Origin of the sequence: Bacillus sp. DX3.1, assembly GCF_030292155.1 — a bacterium.
In the GTDB taxonomy this organism is placed as follows: Bacteria; Bacillota; Bacilli; order Bacillales; family Bacillaceae_G; genus Bacillus_A.
Genome location: NZ_CP128153.1, coordinates 1,717,630 through 1,736,793, shown reverse-complemented (window position 1 = coordinate 1,736,793; position 19,164 = coordinate 1,717,630). Strand labels below are relative to the sequence as shown.

17 protein-coding genes and 2 pseudogenes are annotated in these 19,164 nt (G+C 36.6%); 5 read left to right on the top strand and 14 right to left on the bottom strand.

The annotated features are described in order from the left end of the window. Positions 1-2: 2 nt before the first annotated feature. From QRE67_RS08650 to QRE67_RS08625, 6 genes are all read right to left on the bottom strand, one after another. Positions 3-1,211 (bottom strand): MFS transporter, encoded by a 1,209-nt coding sequence (locus QRE67_RS08650; protein WP_286124484.1) that lies wholly within the window; start codon positions 1,209-1,211, stop codon positions 3-5. A gap of 275 nt (positions 1,212-1,486) precedes the next feature. Then, positions 1,487-2,746 (bottom strand): GTPase HflX, encoded by a 1,260-nt coding sequence (gene hflX, locus QRE67_RS08645; protein ID WP_286124483.1) that lies wholly within the window; start codon positions 2,744-2,746, stop codon positions 1,487-1,489. A gap of 612 nt (positions 2,747-3,358) precedes the next feature. After that, positions 3,359-4,633, bottom strand: a complete 1,275-nt coding sequence (locus QRE67_RS08640; protein WP_483298670.1) for an MFS transporter — start codon at positions 4,631-4,633, stop codon at positions 3,359-3,361. An 829-nt stretch (positions 4,634-5,462) separates the two neighbouring features. Then, positions 5,463-7,871: a heavy metal translocating P-type ATPase gene (locus tag QRE67_RS08635; protein WP_286124481.1), complete on the bottom strand. Its 2,409-nt coding sequence runs from the start codon at positions 7,869-7,871 to the stop codon at positions 5,463-5,465. A gap of 90 nt (positions 7,872-7,961) precedes the next feature. After that, positions 7,962-8,159 carry a cation transporter gene (locus QRE67_RS08630; RefSeq protein WP_286124480.1) on the bottom strand — a complete coding sequence of 66 codons (198 nt, stop codon included), beginning with the start codon at positions 8,157-8,159 and terminating at the stop codon, positions 7,962-7,964. Positions 8,160-8,285: 126 nt separating this feature from the next. After that, a complete protein-coding gene (locus QRE67_RS08625) occupies positions 8,286-8,489 on the bottom strand; it encodes a heavy-metal-associated domain-containing protein (protein ID WP_286124479.1) in 204 nt (67 codons plus the stop codon). A 254-nt stretch (positions 8,490-8,743) separates the two neighbouring features. Here QRE67_RS08625 and QRE67_RS08620 point away from each other — a divergent pair, with 254 nt between their 5' ends. After that, the gene (locus tag QRE67_RS08620) at positions 8,744-9,604 is read left to right on the top strand and encodes a DUF8832 domain-containing protein (RefSeq protein WP_286124478.1); all 861 of its coding nucleotides are present in this window, start codon (positions 8,744-8,746) and stop codon (positions 9,602-9,604) included. Here QRE67_RS08620 and QRE67_RS08615 read toward each other — a convergent pair. Next, positions 9,601-9,963: a hypothetical protein gene (locus tag QRE67_RS08615; RefSeq protein ID WP_286124477.1), complete on the bottom strand. Its 363-nt coding sequence runs from the start codon at positions 9,961-9,963 to the stop codon at positions 9,601-9,603. The two genes, QRE67_RS08620 and QRE67_RS08615, sit on opposite strands and share 4 nt — an antisense overlap. Here QRE67_RS08615 and QRE67_RS08610 point away from each other — a divergent pair. Then, a pseudogene (locus QRE67_RS08610) lies at positions 9,948-10,133 on the top strand (permease); the annotation flags it as partial. The gene QRE67_RS08615 and the pseudogene QRE67_RS08610 sit on opposite strands and share 16 nt — an antisense overlap. A gap of 203 nt (positions 10,134-10,336) precedes the next feature. Here the strand turns inward: QRE67_RS08610 and QRE67_RS08605 are convergent. From QRE67_RS08605 to QRE67_RS08580, 6 genes are read right to left on the bottom strand one after another with little or no spacing between them, the layout of a single operon-like run. Then, a complete protein-coding gene (locus tag QRE67_RS08605; RefSeq protein WP_286124476.1) occupies positions 10,337-10,792 on the bottom strand; it encodes a putative iron-sulfur cluster-binding metallochaperone in 456 nt (151 codons plus the stop codon). Positions 10,793-10,829: 37 nt separating this feature from the next. Continuing rightward, on the bottom strand, positions 10,830-11,111 hold the full coding sequence (locus QRE67_RS08600) for a HesB/IscA family protein (protein WP_286124475.1): 282 nt from the start codon (positions 11,109-11,111) through the stop codon (positions 10,830-10,832). Between the two features lie 27 nt (positions 11,112-11,138). Continuing rightward, entirely contained in the window at positions 11,139-12,905 is a 1,767-nt protein-coding gene (gene arsA / locus QRE67_RS08595) for an arsenical pump-driving ATPase (RefSeq protein ID WP_286124474.1), read from the bottom strand. 19 nt (positions 12,906-12,924) lie between these two features. Next, complete coding sequence (arsD, locus tag QRE67_RS08590; RefSeq protein WP_286124473.1) at positions 12,925-13,284, bottom strand: arsenite efflux transporter metallochaperone ArsD; 360 nt, start codon at positions 13,282-13,284, stop codon at positions 12,925-12,927. A 59-nt stretch (positions 13,285-13,343) separates the two neighbouring features. Then, entirely contained in the window at positions 13,344-13,745 is a 402-nt protein-coding gene (arsC, locus tag QRE67_RS08585) for an arsenate reductase (thioredoxin) (protein WP_286124472.1), read from the bottom strand. Positions 13,746-13,770: 25 nt separating this feature from the next. Beyond that, on the bottom strand, positions 13,771-14,100 hold the full coding sequence (locus QRE67_RS08580; protein WP_286124471.1) for an ArsR/SmtB family transcription factor: 330 nt from the start codon (positions 14,098-14,100) through the stop codon (positions 13,771-13,773). 246 nt (positions 14,101-14,346) lie between these two features. Here QRE67_RS08580 and QRE67_RS08575 point away from each other — a divergent pair. Continuing rightward, a pseudogene (locus QRE67_RS08575) lies at positions 14,347-14,729 on the top strand (arsenic resistance protein); the annotation flags it as partial. Positions 14,730-15,018: 289 nt separating this feature from the next. On the opposite strand, the gene QRE67_RS08565 reads toward QRE67_RS08575, so the two are convergent. Beyond that, entirely contained in the window at positions 15,019-16,056 is a 1,038-nt protein-coding gene (locus QRE67_RS08565; RefSeq protein ID WP_286124470.1) for a flavin-containing monooxygenase, read from the bottom strand. A 289-nt stretch (positions 16,057-16,345) separates the two neighbouring features. Between QRE67_RS08565 and QRE67_RS08560 the strand changes: the two genes are divergently transcribed. Both QRE67_RS08560 and QRE67_RS08555 read left to right on the top strand, forming a co-directional pair. After that, on the top strand, positions 16,346-16,705 hold the full coding sequence (locus tag QRE67_RS08560) for an ArsR/SmtB family transcription factor (RefSeq protein WP_286124469.1): 360 nt from the start codon (positions 16,346-16,348) through the stop codon (positions 16,703-16,705). After that, positions 16,695-19,136 carry a heavy metal translocating P-type ATPase gene (locus QRE67_RS08555; RefSeq protein ID WP_286124468.1) on the top strand — a complete coding sequence of 814 codons (2,442 nt, stop codon included), beginning with the start codon at positions 16,695-16,697 and terminating at the stop codon, positions 19,134-19,136. Before QRE67_RS08560 ends, QRE67_RS08555 begins: the two co-directional genes overlap by 11 nt. Positions 19,137-19,164: the final 28 nt, after the last annotated feature.

Here is a 19,164-nt window from a genome sequence, read left to right as displayed (position 1 = left end):
TTCTATATTTGTTTTCGATCGCTTGGCAGTAACCATGACGTAAGACCAATTAACGGTAAACAACTACATAATACCATAATAAAATTCAAACTATACACATCGGCCAGTTTTCCAAGTACAACAGCCCCTAATGCCCCAAGGCCAAAAGCAAGGCCGACAATTAAACCTGACACCATACCAATTTTTCCAGGCACAAGCTCCTGTGCATATACAACGATTACACTAAAACTACTGGAACTAATAAATCCAATACATATAAATAGTGGTACAACCCATGTAAGAGAAACATGTGGTAATAATAAAGCAAGTGGTGCTGAACCTAGCATCGAAAATACAATAATATTTTTCTTACCAAATCGATCCGCTAGTGGCCCGCCAAAGAACGTTCCAAGCACACCAGCAATCATAAAGGCAAACACATAGTACTGTGCATTTTGAATAGACAGACCGTAGTGTTCGATTAAATAAAACTGATAGAAATTCCCGATACCTGCGCCGTACCAAGAACGAACAAATGTTAGAAAAACGAGAAGTACAACAACAAATTTAATATGGGTACTAATAATTGCATTTTCAGCTTCTAAAGCCGCACGTTTCTTTCTTCGCACCGCACCGTTTATTAATTCATTTTTATACCATTTTGAAACGAACATTAATAATACGATACCAACCGCCGCAAATCCTGTAAATCCAAGCGATCCTATTTGACCAAGTGGCACAAAGATTAACGCTGTAAAAATCGGCGCAAGCGAATTCCCTGTATTTCCTCCCACTTGATAAATTGACTGAGCTAAACCACGTTTTGCACCAGCTGCCATATACGCAACACGTGCCCCTTCAGGATGAAAGACCGCTGAACCTAAACCGATAAATAAAACAGAGATAATAACAATAATAAAGTTTGGTGCAAACGCAAGTCCAATCATTCCAAGCATGCTTGAAAACATACCGAGCGGCAGTAAAAATGGTGATGGCTTCTTATCTGAATACATCCCAAATACCGGCTGCATAATTGATGAAGTCATATTTAAGGCAAACGCAATCCATCCTACTTGCATATAGGACAGATTCATCGATTTTTCTAAAATAGGAAACAACGCCGGTACAACAGCCTGCATCGAATCATTTAAAAAATGACCAAAACTAATCGCAAATAAAATACGATAAATCGTCGGTGTGGCCATTGTATTTTGCTTTGAAACTGCCTGCATATTACTTTCTCCTCTCTACACGAAAACATCGTAAATGTAGCCCTTCATCATTACACTTACTGAATTAATTTCTGACTTTTAAAACATTTCCTATTCTATACTGATTTCATTTCTTTTTCCAGCAACACAACTTCCCCATCACTTTAAAATAACATTATATTTTCATCGTTTTTATATGATTTAATCGCGGAAATTTCCTCTCTATTACTCTATACTTAGACAAAGGATAAAGAAAAAGACGGTCCTAATCAAATATTAGGATCGCCTTTTTCACTTTAAATTACAAAACGATTATACTTCTCAAAATCACTCGTCTTACATTCAAGCGAAATCTTCGTACCTTCATTTTCATAACTCATCGATATAACATGTGCATGTTCATTGAAATAAGAAACAACTTGCCCTTGATCGTAAGGAATCAACATTTCACACTTTGTATATTCTTTATAAATGTGCGAACGAATCATTTCAACGAGTTCCTCAATGCCCACTTTTTGTTTTGCTGACAAATACACACGATTATCCTGTACTTGTGGAATCTCAACATCCATCATATCTGATTTATTATAAGCATAAATCGTTGGGATATTTTCAACACCAATTTTTTTTAGTGTTTGATTTGTAATCTCAATCAATTGTTCATAATTTGGATTTGCATAGTCCACCACATGAATCAATAAATCTGCTTCCGCTACTTCTTCTAGCGTTGAACGGAATGCTTTTACAAGGTGATGCGGTAGCTTACTCACAAAACCAACCGTATCCGTCAGTAAAAATGCTTTGTTATCTGGCAATTGAATATTTCGCACAGACGTTTCAAGCGTCGCAAACAACATATCTTTTTCAAACACTTGTTTTTCCACAGATCCATTAAAGATTTCAAGCATCGCATTCATCATTGTTGATTTACCTGCGTTTGTATACCCAACTAACGAAACAACTGGCATTTCATTTTTCTTGCGCTGTTTACGCTGCGTTTGACGCTGCGCAACAAGAGCTTCTAACTCTTTATTTAACACTGCGATTTGCTCTTCAATCTTACGACGGTCTAGTTCTAATTTCTTCTCACCGACACCTTTGTTTTTCGTACCAACACCGCCGCTCTGTCTACCTAACGATTCACGAAGGCCAATTAAACGAGGCATCATATATTGTAAATGCGCTACTTCTACTTGCAACTGTGCTTCTTTCGTCTTTGCACGCTGCGCGAAAATATCTAAAATTAAAATGGTACGATCAATCACCTTACACTCTAAATCTGCTTCTAAATTTCGAATTTGTGAAGGCGATAACTCATCATTAAAAATCACCATATTGGCATCCGCTTCCTTCACAAAAGCTGACACTTCTTCAATCTTACCTGTTCCTATATAATGTGATGGATTTACGCGATGTAAATTTTGTGTGACTTGCCCAACTACTTCCACATCACATGCTTCCGCTAAATTCGCTAATTCCTCCATCGAATACTCAAAATCACTTTGACTACTTAAATTAACTCCAACCAATATCGCTTTTTGTACTAGTTCTTCCATATATTTATTCCTCCATTTCGATTACGCAAAATAAAAAACACAGGTCACTGCCTGTGTTTTTCGTAAACGGATAAGAGTACGACAAATAAGCAAAAAGAAAGCATAGCTTTCAGCTTGTTCACTGGTCGTCAAATCCCGCATGACGCACGGCACGAAACAACTTTCAAAATTCCAAAGAAATGTTGTACCTGCATCACATCATTCTATTTATAAAGGGTAAAACAAAAAGAGGGTATATTCGTCCCTCCCTCTTTTCACATATCAGTTCAATAAGGGTTCCTTTAAAATAGGCAGACCAATCCCGTTCACTCTGTACACAGACAGAGCCTTTGAGCGCTATTCAATTATCGGCACAAAGTATTGAGACGTAATCTGATTAAAATCAAAGGAGACCCCTCCGTTCATTAAAGTTACCTACAGTTTAGCATATGTAAGTTAGTTGTACAATGGGAATATGTTTTGTGTTGGAAGTTTTTGAATACTCTATGTTTTTACATTACATTATAGATATGACTACATACAAGCCTTTTTAATAGATTGAAACTTTAATCAGTGGGGGTCTTCTTGCCTGTAAAAGATAAATCAGCAACACTTTCTGGACTTCTATTTTATTTAATGTTCTTTATCTTTTCGAGACCATATCACAACAGGAATGAGCAATAAGGCTAAAGCCCCTCCAGCTAATGATAATGATGTATAACTTGAATTAGCTACCACCATGCCGGACATTGCTCCACCAGAAGCCCCTGCCAACGCAATAAAAACATCTACTTTCCCTTGTGTCTTTGCCCGTGTCGAAGGTTCTGTTGAATCAACAATTTGAGCAGTACCACTTATTAAACCAAAATTCCAGCCTAATCCAAGTAAAGAAAGAGCAACGACCAGGAGTATTAAAGAATCGCTTGGTGCAATGGCAGCTAACACACCCGCAATAAGTAGTATAGCTCCGGACGCAATGCTCATTGCCGTTCGACCAAGCTTATCAACAAGGATTCCTGTAACGAGTGATGGAAGATACATTGCACCTACATGAAACCCGATGACAAGACCCACTTCACTTAATCCATGACCATGGTGTTCCATATGTACTGGAGTCATAGTCATAATAGCAACCATGACAACTTGAGTAAGTATCATAACGATTGCCCCAACTGTAACGCCTCTTTTATTTGTTATTGATTTCGTAGATATTGAATGCTCTTTATATTTATGTTCCTGTTTATATGTTTCTATCGTATTCGCTATAATTAATGGATCTGGACGAAGCATAACGAAAAGTACGAGACCTGCTAAAAAAAATGCGGCTGCTGATAATATGAACGGACCAGCAAGTTTAGGAATACCAATAGAAAGAGCAAAACTCCCCATTGCACCCACTAAGTTTGGTCCTGCAACCGCACCAAAGGTCGTCATAACCATTGTAATACTAATAGCAGTTGCCCGCTGCTTCTTATTCGCTAAGTCCGTACCGGCATAACGAGCTTGTAAATTTGTAGCTGTACCTGCACCATAAATCAGTAAGGAAGCAAGTAAGAGAATAATACTATTTGTTAAAGCGGCAATTACCACACCAATAGACCCAAGCCCTCCTACCATAAATCCTGTCGCGAGTCCTATTCGACGTCCATAACGTTGAGAAAGCCTTCCTACTATTAAAGCGGCTCCTGCAGACCCCATTGTAAATATAGCAGTTGGCAATCCTGCGAATGCATCTGTTCCAAGCATTTGCTGTGCAAGAAGTGCACCTACCGTAATTCCAGCAGCTAACCCCGCACCACCAAACATTTGTGAAATACTTACGATTACTAACGTCCGTTTATATAACATTTTTTGTTCTTCTACTGTATACATATGACTCCTTATTGAATCATCAGCTTTATCAAGCATTTTCACACCTTCTTTATGAAAAATTTCCTCTTTTTTAAATGTACTATGATTAATGTTTCGTATTCAATAGCTTTTCCATCCGTTCTTTTAGTTTTTAAAGAGAAAAACTCTCTATTTAGTATAACAAAACAGCGATCAACTGCGTTCACTTCTGATCCTTAACGAGAGCTTATGTATTCGCAAATACTACACGTCACATTGTTGATATAATTACGGACAAGCTTTCTTGTTACTAAATAATTTATCTTCAACTCTCTGCATTTACAATGTTCAAACAAGGAAAGCACCGTTTTATCTTTTAAACGACGCTTTCCTTGTTTTATTTATTAATTCCTTATTAAAGTTGCTGTTTAAAATCTATGAATTCAATCTAAATCTCTCGAAAAACTTCGAGTATCTATATAAATCCATTTTAATTTTTCGACATATAAGCCACGGTTATGGATAACAACAGGTGACCTGCACTCGTTTTCTCTCTTTGTTTTCACTTCGCATGGGGCAGGAAAAGGATCTGACCGCTTCTATGCATGGCCGGATGCTCTCTCCCACCTAAAAAGAAGGGCTTTATGTCGGTTTTTTAATTTGTATTTATACAAACTTGATGTGATTAATGATAATCACAGATTTTGTTTGAGAAACTCTCAATTTTTTGAATTGTGTCTTCGTTTCTTCGATCTTGGAAACTATATCTTAATATCCGTACACTCAAAACCCAAAAGTCATTTCCATTAATCCATTTTTTACAATAAAAAGGGCAAGAAGCTAGGAATATATTCCTAATAGATATATTGATTAAAAAAGCAATAGAAAAAGACGGCTCGAAAGCCGTCTATAATTTTACTCGTTGAAGTCGTAATGCATTTAGCACAACTGATACAGAACTAAATGCCATTGCAGCACCCGCTAACCATGGAGCAAGGAAACCTGCTGCTGCAATTGGGATACCTAATGCATTATAAAATAACGCCCAAAATAAGTTTTGTTTTATATTTTGCATCGTTTTCTTACTCATAAAGATCGCATCCGCAATACTTCTTAAATCGCCTCTCATGAGCGTCACATCAGCTGCCTCCATCGCAGCATCTGTACCCGTTCCCATTGCCATACCGATATCCGCTACTGCAAGAGCTGGCGCATCATTGATACCATCTCCTACCATTGCGACATGCTTATCGGCAACTTGAAATTTCTTCACTTCATTTGCTTTATCTTCTGGTAACACCCCTGCACGAACATGTTCAATTCCAACTTGTTTCGCAATCGCATGTGCTGTTCTTTCATTGTCGCCCGTAATCATAACGACTTGTATTCCCATTTCTTTCAGCTTCGCTACAGCTTCTTTCGATGTTTCTTTGATCGTATCTGCTACTGCAACAAGACCAGCATACTCTCCATCGATTCCGACCAGCATAGCTGTTTTCCCTTCGTTTTCAAGTTGCTCCATCAATTGATATGCATGTGCTGCTTTTATATTGTCTTTCTCCATTAGCTTTCTTGTACCGATTAATACTTCTCTATTTTCTACCACAGCCCGTATACCATATCCAGGTATTGCTTCAAATTCTGTTGTGTTTCCTAATTCAATACCTTTATTTTTCACACCTTCCACAATTGCTTCTGCTAACGGGTGTTCCGAGTTTTTCTCTGCACTTCCTACTAGATACAAAAATTCCGCTTCAGCTATTTTTTCAATTTCTATATTTGTAAGTTCTGGTTTCCCCTTTGTCACCGTTCCTGTTTTATCTACTAAAACAGTATCAATTTTTTGAGTACCTTCTAAATGTTCTCCGCCTTTAAATAAAATGCCATACTCGGCAGAACGACCTGAACCGGTCATAATAGATGTAGGCGTTGCGAGTCCTAACGCACACGGACAAGCGATAACAAGAACTGCAATTAATTTTTCAAGTGCGCTCGCAAAATTACCAGGTTCTACAATAAAGAACCATACTAAGAATGTAATAATAGCAATTCCAACGACAATAGGTACGAAAATACCTGAAATAACATCTGCAACCCTTTGAATTGGCGCTTTTGATCCTTGTGCATCTTCAACTACTTTAATAATTTGTGCCAAAGCTGTATCCTTACCAACCTTGACCGCCTTAATTTTCAGCCACCCATTTTTATTTACCGTTGCACCGATGACTTCATCACCTATTTGTTTCTGAACTGGAATACTTTCCCCAGTTAACATCGATTCATCTATTGCGGATGTCCCTTCTACTACTTCACCATCAACAGGTATTTTTTCACCTGGTTTTACAATTAAAATATCTCCTACAACTACTTCCTCTAATAGAATGCTCATTTCATTCCCATTTCGGATTACGATCGCTGTTTTCGCTTGGAGTCCCATTAGTTTTTTAATTGCCTCTGAGGACTTTCCTTTCGCTAATGATTCAAACAATTTTCCTAGTAAAATCAATGTAATTAATACCGCACTTGTTTCATAATACATTTCAACTTGATGATGCGGTTTCCCAATACTTGCAATCGTTACATACAAACTATAAAAATAGGCTGCGGATGTTCCTAGTGCTACAAGTACATCCATATTCGCACTCTTATTCCGAAGTGCTTTATAAGCTCCTACATAAAATTGTTTCCCGATATAAAACTGAACAGGAGTAGCTAATGCAAGTTGTACCCACGGGTTCATCAAAAATTCAGGAGCCCAAATCCAAGAAGTAAAAGAGAAATGACCAACCATTGTCCACAGTAATGGAAGCGCAAAAATAGCGGATAAGATTAATTTTTTCTTTTGTTGCTTAATAAAATCGTTGCGATCATGTTGTTCATTCTGGACTGCTTCTTCTTTTCTTTTTGCTTGATACCCTAGTTTTTTTACTTTTTGCATGATGTCTTCTAATGTAACTTCATTCCCTGCATATTCAACATGTGCTGTTTCCAAAGCAAAGTTAACATTAACCGTAGAAACACCCTCCATCTTACTTATACCTTTTTCAATACGGTTGGCACATGCTGCACATGTCATGCCTGATATATTTAATTCTGCCGATTCTTTTTTCACACCATACCCTAATTTACTGATTTGTTTTTCAATCTTTTCAACACTTAATTCTTCTGTATTATATGTGATAGACGCTCTTTCTAAAGCGAAATTGACATTCGCCTCTTGAACACCTTCTAATTTAGTAAGCCCCTTTTCAATCCGATTGGCACATGCTGCACATGTCATACCTGTTAATTGAAGCGTTGCATTTTTGTTACTCATAAGAAATCTCCCCTTTCACATACCCTGTATAGGTATGTTTTTATTTAAAATTTTTTCGCGCCGATTATGACGCGAGAAAATTTTATATTCTTATAAAACCGTATACCCCTGTTCTTCAATTGCGTTTTTGATCTCCTCAACAGATACTTCATCATTTAATGTGACTGATACTGTTTTAGAAGTTAAATCAACTTTTCCAACTACACCTAATTCGTTTAATTCTCCTTCAATCGCTGCAACACAATGACCACAAGACATACCTTCTACTTGTAAAACGATATTTTTCATATTTTTCCCTCTTTCCACTTTTATTCGTTAGTTAACCATCTTCCATAACTCATCTATTACTTCATGTTCACTATCTTGAATCTCCTTAATTCCTCGACAATTCATTGCTATTCTATACTCTGAATCCTATAAAACTCTATATCCGATTTTTTCGATTGCATTTTTAATAACTTCTAAGCTTGTTTCCTGATTATTGTATAGTACATCCACCGATCGATTCGGAATATCTACCGTAACATTTGCTCCAACTTGTTCAGCTGCCTTTTTAATCTTGTTGGCACACCCTCCACAAGTCATAGCTTCTATCTTTAAACTTACCTTTTCCATCATATTCATCCCCTTTCAAAAATTATAATACCATACCCCTATAGGGTATGTAAATATTTTTTTGTTTGCTACTTATCAAAACCTTTTTATAACAAAGAAAAACACAAAAAATAAATATTGTTTTTCCCATACTTAATGGGGGTATATTAAAAAAGAAGGTGAAGGTATGATGTATATGAATGCTTCATATACAAATGATAAATAAATAAAATTTTCTAGCTGATTGGCTTACACAATATATAACTGGGGGTAATAACATGAAGAAAAAAACACTTGCCACAGGTATAAGTATGATACTTACTATGGGAATTTTCGCGGGATGTACGAATCAATCAGATTCTAAAAATACGTCTCATCAACACGAGACAAAGAATGAAAAAACAAGTAAAGATAATGAACATGCAGGTCATAACGAAAAGAAATCACAAAATATGAATGTCACATGGCATTTATCTTCTTCCAATCCAAAAGAAAACGAAAAAGAAAAATTAACCATCGAAATCAAAGATAACCAAAATAAACCTATAGAAGAATATGAAATCAATCATGAAAAGAAAATGCATTTAATTGTAGTGAGTAAAGATTTATCCTATTTCAATCACATCCATCCTACATATGATGAAAATGGACAGTTTAATGTGGACGTAACCTTCCCAAAAGGCGGAGAATATAAACTCATCTCTGACTTTATTCCAAAAGGAAGTTCACAAACCACGAAAACACATACGATAAAAGTAGAAGGTAAGGAACAAAAAACAGAGCCTCTTCAAGCCGACAAATCATTGGTAAAAGTTGTGGATGGAAAAGAAATCACATTAAGTTATGACGGTGAATTAAAACCCAACAAAGAGGTCATGCTCAAATTCAACATAAAAGATGCAGCTACCAAGAAACCAATTACTGATCTTGAAACATATCTAGGTGCAATTGGGCATGTTGTCATTTTAAGTGAAGATACTGAAAAATACCTTCATGTACATCCAGCTGATTCAAAAACCATGGGACCTGAAGCAATGTTCCATACAGAATTCCCAACAAGTGGCACCTATAAAATATGGGGGCAGTTCCAGCATAAAGGAAAAGTAATTACAGTACCTTATGTAATCAATATTCCTTAAATATCATGAAATACAAACACAACAATAAAGTAATGTTCTTCTGTTTGCACACTTGGATAATTCATAACTGTACTGATTGTCGCATTAGAAATAGCCGCAGCATGTAATCTTTCAATACCATGAAGTGGCTTTGAATGAATGCAGTCCACCACAATAATCCCATCTTCTTTGGGGATTTTTATTCGAATAGATACATCCTCTAAATATTTATCACCATCATTTCGAAGGATTACATTTAATTTAGTTGAAATCTCTTCGCCCACATAATACCAGTCATCTTCGTTATAAGTATCTTTGACATCTTTTAGGTTTTCTTTTAAAGTTTCCGTACTTCTTTTCTCATAAGGTGTTGATTGCAAAAGGAATAGCACTAGGTCCTGTTATGGCGCTAATGATTAGTTCAGCAGGTGCAAGCTTACCAGAACTAACATTATTAAATAGTATCTTTAAAAAGAAATTAGTAGTTGCTTTCGTTCTTTCTGTATTTAGTATGTCAACGCTTTCTGGGTTTCTATTTTATTTCATTTAATATAGAAGAGGAAGTACAATGAGTATCTTCAAAAAAATATTTCAAAGTAAAGAAAAGGACTGCTGTAGCATTAAAATTGAAGAAGTAAAAGAAAATCAAAATAATTCAACATCTAAAGACAAAGATAATAAATCACAATGCTGTAAATAAACAGAGTAAAACCTAGCTACAATCATTGTAGCTAGGTTTTGTTTTTTATAACTTTAATTCATTATTGTTTTCATGTAGGTAGTTACATTGCCAAGACAACAACTACCTTGTGGATTGTTAACTTCACATCCACATCGTCCTGCTTTCACATGTTCTTTAATTTGTAAGTGGGGCTGATCAGAACTTATTGCACCTTGCTTAAGTTTTTCTCTTGTCCAGCCAAAACAGTAGCAAACAGGTACATTACTTTTCTCGTCTTTTTGATAAACAGAAACTTTTAAATCCGCTTTATTATAGTTCAATTGTGATGCAGTATAATAAACTACATCACAATCATTTGTTAAACAAAAGAAATATTCAATTTCGCTGTTTAAATTTGATAGGGCTTCTGGAACTAACAATGATTTTAACGTTATTATAGAAACTATTTTTCCTACTTTTGAACATTTCGGACACCGTTGTTCTTCAACTTTGCTTTTGCTAACAGATTTATTACAACAGCTACTCATATCCATATCTCCCTATTTAATCATTATGGTTTTTTTATTAACAGCAGCTTTCTCCTCCGTGGAAGACTAACCCTGCTTTTTCACCTTTCCCTTCAAAATCAAGGGTAAGTTTATCTACTGTATCTAGAATCTTTTTATCTATTGCAATCTCTAGCCCATTAATCGTTTGTACAACATCATCTTCTTGTGCCGTAGCTAATGACATTCCCCAGCTTGGTCCACAACATCCTGCTCCTTCAAATGAAAAACGTAATGTTGATACACCATGTTCCTTCATAACCTCTTCAATATATGCCTTTGCTCCATCTGTAATAATCATGTTATTCTCTCCTCTTCCTTTCTATTTTTACACTGTTAAATGTTTTAAATTTTCATAGCCAACAATATCTTGTGCTTTCCAAGGAATCACTACAAATTGTCCATTCGATCTTTTCTCAACTTCACGCATCCATTCCATTTCTGACATAGCTCTGCCATGTAAAATAGGGTCTTTAATATGCGTTGCATATAAACTTTGATTAATCACCCACCAAGTCGGTGTAATGTTTGCACGTTTTAAATCTTCTTGTAAACGACTTGCTTCAAACACTGGTGTTGCTTCTGCTAATGTAACTATCACAACACCTGTTTCTTTCGGATTGCGAAGACGTGGCAATAATCGTTGCACCGAAACTGGAACCACGCCAGCCGAACGTTCAATTTCTTTATGATACGAATGTGCTGCATCAAGCAATAGTAATGTATGTCCCGTTGGTGCTGTATCGATAACAACAATTTCGTTACTTGCTTTTTCTACAATATTGGCAAACGCACGAAAGATCGCAATTTCTTCTGTACAAGGGGATCGTAAATCTTCTTCTAAATATGCTAATCCTTCCTCATCTAACAACTCCCTTGATTGATTCAGAATTTCCTCTCGGTACTTTTCCACTTCGACTTTTGGATCAATACGGCTTACTGATAAGTTTCCATGTAAGAATTCATGGTGCATGACATGATCCAGGTGTGCCGCTGGATCGGTAGTAGTTAAATGAACGTTGTGTCCTTTTTCTACTAAACCAACCGCAATGGTAGATGCGACCGTTGTTTTCCCCACGCCGCCTTTCCCCATGGTGAAAATAACACGTTGACCATCCCCGTGTATATTTTCAATCAAATCTTTTAAAGGAGCTGTTTCCATATCTTCGGATTCTAATGCCACCATATCAGGTATTGCGCTATTGATAAATAATTTCCGAAGGTTTTCAATACCAGTGAAATTAAACGGTGCCAAAGGAACATGATAGGTTGGAACCTGTTTTAACTCATTTGGTATTTGTTCTAAAGCCTTTGTTTGTCTCTCATAAAAGGCTTTTGATACTTCATCCTCTTTTACATGATTTTGCATCATACCATTGATAAGTAACAATTGATTCTGTACACCAATGTCCCCAAGCTCTTTTGAAGCCCTTGCAGCTTCTTGTAATGGAGATATATCTGGACGTGTTACTAACACCAATGTTGTTTGGTCTCCATTTGATAGAGCCGTAACGGTTTCTTCATACAATTTTTTCTTATCTCCTAATCCAGCAAGTGGCCCAAGACAAGAAGCACCATGTGTACTTTCTTCTAAGAACCCACTCCATGCCGTTGGAAGCTGAAGAAGACGTAACGTATGACCTGTTGGTGCTGTATCAAAAATAATATAATCATATTGTTTTGTTAGTTCTCTATTCGTTAGTAAAGATGAAAACTCATCAAATGCTGCAATTTCAACCGTACATGCTCCTGAAAGTTGTTCTTCCATTTGGTTAATGACCGCCTCTGGAAGTTTTCCGCGATAAGGACCAACAACACGTTCTTTATACTGAGTTGCTGCTGTTTCAGGGTCTAAATTGGCTACAAATAAATTGTTTACATTTGGAATTTCTACTGGTTGATTTGTCAGTTCCATACCAAACACATCTTGTAAGTTCGAAGCCGGGTCTGTACTTACAAGTAAAGCACGCTTTCCTTTATCAGCTAATGTGACTGCGGTTGCACAAGCAGTTGATGTTTTCCCCACACCACCTTTTCCAGTAAAAAATAGAAATGGTGTAAATTCCATTGTCTGCGGATCATATAAACGAGTCATGTCTATTCCTTCCTTCTCTTTACTTTTTCACGTTTAAACCTAAACGTACACGAGGCTTTTGACTTAACTCTTCTTCTGTTAGTCCTGTTAATGCAACAAATTCATCATTTGATAAGTGTCCTTTTTCTTTCATAATTTCACCATCAACAAGAGTAACAGGAAGTACATCAGGACCTTTTTCCATTAATAATTTACTGATAATCTCATTGGAAGCAAACGCATCTGGTTCACTTGCTAAGTTATAGCGTGTAATATCGAACCCTTTGTTTTTTAAATTATTTACAGCAACAGAAACACGAATTAATTCTGGATCTACACTAGGTCCGCAAACGCCTGTTGAACAACACATTGCTGGATCATAAATTTCAATTTTTTTCATTTTTCTTTCCCCCTCCTATATACAAGAAGCCGAGAACAAGTTCTCGGCTATATTTTTGATTACTCACCTGTTTCCGCAAATTTCTTAATGCGTGTACCAATTTCATCACGCACACGTTGAAACACTGACCAATCTTGTCCTGCTGGATCATCAAATCCCCAATGCTCATGTTTAACATGTGGAGGAATTGTTGGGCATACGTCTCGTGCATGTCCACATAATGTCACAACAAGGTCTGCTTTATTTAAAATGTCACGGTTGATTATATCTGATGTTTGACCTGAAATATCAATATTTACTTCATTCATTGCTTTGATTGCATTTGGATTCACGCCATGCGCTTCAATCCCTGCAGAATATACATTCCATGTATCACCTAAATAATTTTCCCCAAACCCTTCAGCAATCTGGCTACGGCAAGAGTTACCTGTACATAAGAAATAGATTGTTTTCTTTGTCATGTCTGTTCAGCTCCTATTATTTCTTTTAGTTACAGCAGTTATCATCACAAGTAGCTGCACTTTGCGGAAGAGCTACATGACGAATCACATCTTGAATCAATTCGTAATATTCACTTTCGTTATTAATGGAGTAATAAATCCATTGTCCACGTCTTTCTTCTTTCACAAGCCCTGCATCCTTCAGCTTGCGTACATGCTGACTAATAGAAGGTTGGCTCATTTTGAATATATCTACAAAATTACAAACACAATATTCTTGTTCATATACCATTCGCATCATCGCTAATCGCGTTTTATCTCCTAATAATTTAAGGATACTTGATACCTTTTCAATTTCTAATATTGTTTTTTGCATATCTCAACCTCCTTTTCTCACCATAAGTATATAAGCATTAACTTATATGTTCAACTGAAAAATACTTGTAGATCAAAAACTTAAGCAACAAATTCTCTTTTATAAGGTTTCCTTTTTTCCTACGCCATAAACACAACTCATACATATGACATTTCACTTATTCTTTATAAAGAACAACCTTCGTTCATTCAAAATACTTGAAAACCATATAATCAAACGACAATATCTATCAAGGAGAAGAATAAATTGGGTAATGTCAGTAAGAACTTATCTTTTTTAGATCGTTATTTAACATTATGGATTTGGCTATGGCATTAGGTGTGTTAATTGGTTATGTATCACCGAACCTTGTTGATCATCTAAATTCCTTACAAGTAGGAACAACTTCCATTCCAATTGCAATTGGATTAATTATTATGATGTATCCACCACTAGCAAAGGTTCGCTACGAAGAGATGTAGCGCGTATTTAAAGACTGGAAAGTGCTATTATTATCTTTATTTCAAAATTGGGTCATCGGACCGATTTTAATGTTTGTATTAGCAATCGTTTTTTTACAAGGGTATCCAGAATACATGATTGATTTGATTATGATTGGTTTAGCAATTGCTGTTACAGTAGGAGTATTGGGGATTCATTCAGGTGCAGCCTTCGCAGCCGTTATCAGTCCATTAGTAGAAGTTCCTGTTTTAATTGCACTCGTCAATGTTGCTTTGAAATTACAAAAAAGTTTTCCCATATTACTGTAATAAAGGGGTAACTAAACACGCTACTCAAAGCGTTATGCGTATGATTCATGGAAGTATACAATCTATTTTGTAGAAATAAAAATTATCAAATGGCATTTTCAAAATAAAAAAGGTAGCTAAAACAGCTACCTTTCCTATTTGGGTTAATAATGTTATTTAAATTATTTTTTTAAGTCCCTTTTATAACTGAATATATAAACTCAGCATCTCTCCCTACTCCACAAATAAGCGCTGAACCTCTTTGATGTTGCCACGGTAATCCAATATAATATAACCCTTGGATTGGACTCACACCCCTGTTATGAAGAGGAAAACCTTTTTCATCTAAAATCCCCTTTATGTCTATCCATTTGTAGTCAGGAACAAAACCTGTTGACCATATAATATTTTGCACGTTTATTTTACTGTGATCGTCAAAGGTTACCTCTCTTTCCTGTGTTTGTGTCACTCTCGGTTTGGTTTCCACTTTCCCCTCACGAATCAATTTTTTTAATTCAAATCCAAAAATAGGGTCACTTTGTTTTTGAAACCATGCTCCGCGCTTTGTATTGGTTCCGGCATATAATAAACCAAGCTTTTCTAACCAATGAAAGATGCTTTTACCTATAATTTTGAGGGGTAAAAATTTAAACGGATGACTAATAGCAATGATTACATCGCGACTTTCCGCAAGTTCGGTTGCAATCTGTGTACCAGAATTCCCGCCGCCTACCACGAGGACAGGACCATCTGGGATTTTCTTTGGTGATTGATATTGAGAAGAATGAATTTGAAACACCTCTTGTGAAAGTCCTTGAGAAATTGAGGGAATAAACGGTTTCTGAAAAGCACCAGATGCGATGATGACATGTTTGGACAGAAAAACTCCCTTATTGGTAGATACCTCAAATGTATTTCCTATTTTTTGTACTTTATGTACAGTTGTTTCCACCTGTACTGGTAATGAAAAACGATTAGTATACGTTTCAAGATAGTTTGCAATTTCATCTTTTGTAGGAAATGCATTTTCATTTCCTTCTAACTTCATCCCTGGCAGTGAACTATATGACTTAGGTGTAAATAGAATCAAAGAATCATACCTGTTTCTCCATGAGGCTCCAATTCTTTTTTCTCCATCAAGTATTACAAAATGATAGCGTCCTTGTTGCAAGAAGTAACCCATACTTAAACCAGCTTGCCCAGCACCAATCACAATAACATCTAACACGCCTCCACCTCCATTACCTACTTTTTAAATTTCATATGAATAATTGTTCATATGTTCATATATTTTCGTTCATTATAGCATTCCCTTTTTACACGTCAAGGGATTTTTATCCAATTTTTCATAAAAACACATTATGCAAAAATTTATCCTTAGCCCTTCAAGTTAAAAATAGAGCAAACGAATATTTTTCAGACTTTTTTAAATTTTTTTGACACACATATTAGTCAATGCTAATATGAATGGAGAATAAACATATTAGTATTGACTAATATGAATGGAGTGAATGCAATTGTGCAATACAAATGATTTAGATGTAAAAGCCAAATTTATTCGTGGCTTTGCTGATAAAACAAGGCTTCAGATTCTTCAATGTATGATGGATGGCGAAAAAACGGTATCTGAAATTGTAGAAATTATCAAAGGAAATCAGTCAAATATATCCCAACATCTGAACTGTTTAAAAGGATGCGGCATTATACTTGGAAGACAAGAAGGAAAATACGTCTACTATTCTTTACGAAATGCACAAATCGAACAGTTACTTACAATGTTTGATGTTGTATTTCATGAAGTACAGAACGAAGTAGCATCATGTGATAAAAACGATGCATGCTTATCTCAAAAGGGAGAGAGTTGTCATGACGGATAAGAAAGAGAAACAGACCTGTCAAACTTCTTCGTGCAGTGATTCTTCACCAACTCCTGTTAAAGAAGAAATAGCAAAGGAAACATCATCATGTTGTTCTTCTAAAAAAGAGATTCCGATCATTCCCGTTGCTAAGAAGACTTCCTGCTGCAGTAGTAACACCAATACTGTAAAAACAGAAAGTGATTCTTCTGATTCTTGTTGTGGGCCCAAACCAGAAAAGGTATCTTCATGTGGCTCTTCTACATCCGCCACACCAAAAGAAGAAGTAACACCAAAAACTTCTTCTTGTTGTAATGATAGCTCATGTGAAGACACATCACCTCGTGATACTCAGAAAGTAACAGGAGATGGCGTACAAACATATCTGGTCGGAGGCATGGATTGTGGTGCTTGCGCCCTAACAATTGAAAAACATTTACAAAACGTGTCCGGTGTTCAAGAAGTTCGAGTAAACTTTGCTACTGGAAAAATGCATATTCGTCATGAACGAAACGTAGATGACATTATAAAAGAAGTGTCCAACGCAGGGTTTGAAGCATCCTTAGCAGGAGCTCATAGAGGAGCAACACCAGCTCCAAAATCCAAAAATACAACTTTGATTCTCTCAGGATTGTTTTTAGCTTTAGGATTTTTCGGTGGTTTTGCAAATACACCACCCCTCCTCATTACACTTCTCTATGCAGCCAGTATTCTAATTGGAGGATATAAACCTGCAAAAAGTGCTTTTTATGCTTTAAGAAGTAAAGCACTGGATATGAATGTTCTCATGATATCTGCTGCTATTGGTGCTGCTCTAATCGGACAATGGTTAGAAGGTGCAACGGTTGTTTGGCTATTTGCATTAGGTGCAACGTTACAAAACAAATCTATTGAACGTACGCGTGAATCAATTCGTGGACTTATTGATTTAGCACCCTCAGAAGCATGGGTGAAAGTTGGAACAGAACTTGTAAAAAAATCCATAGAGAATATTACAGTAAACACAACAATTGTTGTGAAGCCAGGTGAAAAAATCCCATTGGATGGAACGATTGTAGGAGGCGCTTCTACTGTAAACCAATCACCTATTACAGGTGAATCCATCCCTATAGATAAACAAATTGGTGATTCAGTGTATGCTGGAACGATTAATGAAGAAGGCTCTCTAGAGATCACGGTAACCAAACTTGTCGAGGATACTACTCTTTCGCGGATTATTCACCTTGTTGAGGAAGCACAAGAAAAAAAAGCACCGACCGAAGCATTTGTTGATCATTTTGCAAAAATTTATACACCAATCGTCTTTCTATTAGCACTTGTTGTAATGGTAATCCCTCCTCTTCTCGGTATGGGAACATGGATGGATTGGATTTATAAAGGACTGGAACTCCTCGTTGTCGCATGTCCTTGTGCTTTGGTCATCTCTACCCCTGTCGCAATTGTATCTGCTATTGGAAATGCTGCGAGAAACGGTGTACTCATTAAAGGTGGGACAGCTTTAGAAGTGGCAGGCGCGTTAAATGCTATCGCATTTGATAAAACAGGAACATTGACCGAGGGAAAACCAAAAGTAATGCACGCGAGAAGCCTAGATTGTTCTGAAAGCGAGTTATTGTCAATTGCGACAACGATTGAGGAATACTCCAATCATCCAATCGCAAGAGCAATTACAGCATATGCAAAGGAACAGCAAATTCCCGTTCAAGAAGGAAGAGACTTCCGTACAATTGTAGGTAAAGGTGCACAAGTAAATATCGATGGAGAAACCTATTATGCTGGAAATGCCGCCCTATTCGATGATTTAGGTGTCTCCCTTCAAGTGTGGAAAGAACCGATTCAAGAAATGCAACGAATTGGTCAAACGGTGGTACTTGTCGGAACAAACCATACTATTCTAGGGATGATTTCCGTAGCAGATTCCATTCGTTCCACTACTTATCAAACAATACAAGAATTAAAACGAGCAGGCATTCAAGAAACCGTTATGTTAACAGGAGATAATGAAGGGACAGCTGAGCACATTGCACAGAAAGCGAAAGTTGATCGTTATTTCGCTAATTTACTGCCAGAAGATAAAGTGCATTCTGTGAAACAACTCCAATCTGAAGGAAAAACGATAGCCATGATTGGAGACGGCATTAATGATGCCCCTGCCCTTGCCACAGCAAACCTTGGGATTGCCATGGGCGGTGCAGGAACCGATACTGCAATGGAAACAGCAGATATTGTATTGATGGCAGATAACCTTGAAAAACTTCCTTATACAATGAAACTAAGCCGGAAAGCATTACACATTATTAAACAGAACATCTGGTTCTCATTGATTATTAAATTTATCGCGCTTGCCTTTATCTTCCCAGGTTGGCTCACACTTTGGATTGCTGTACTGAGTGATACAGGTGCTGCACTTCTTGTAATACTTAACAGTATGCGCTTGTTACGAAACAAATAATATTATACGGGACTACCCTACCTAGTAG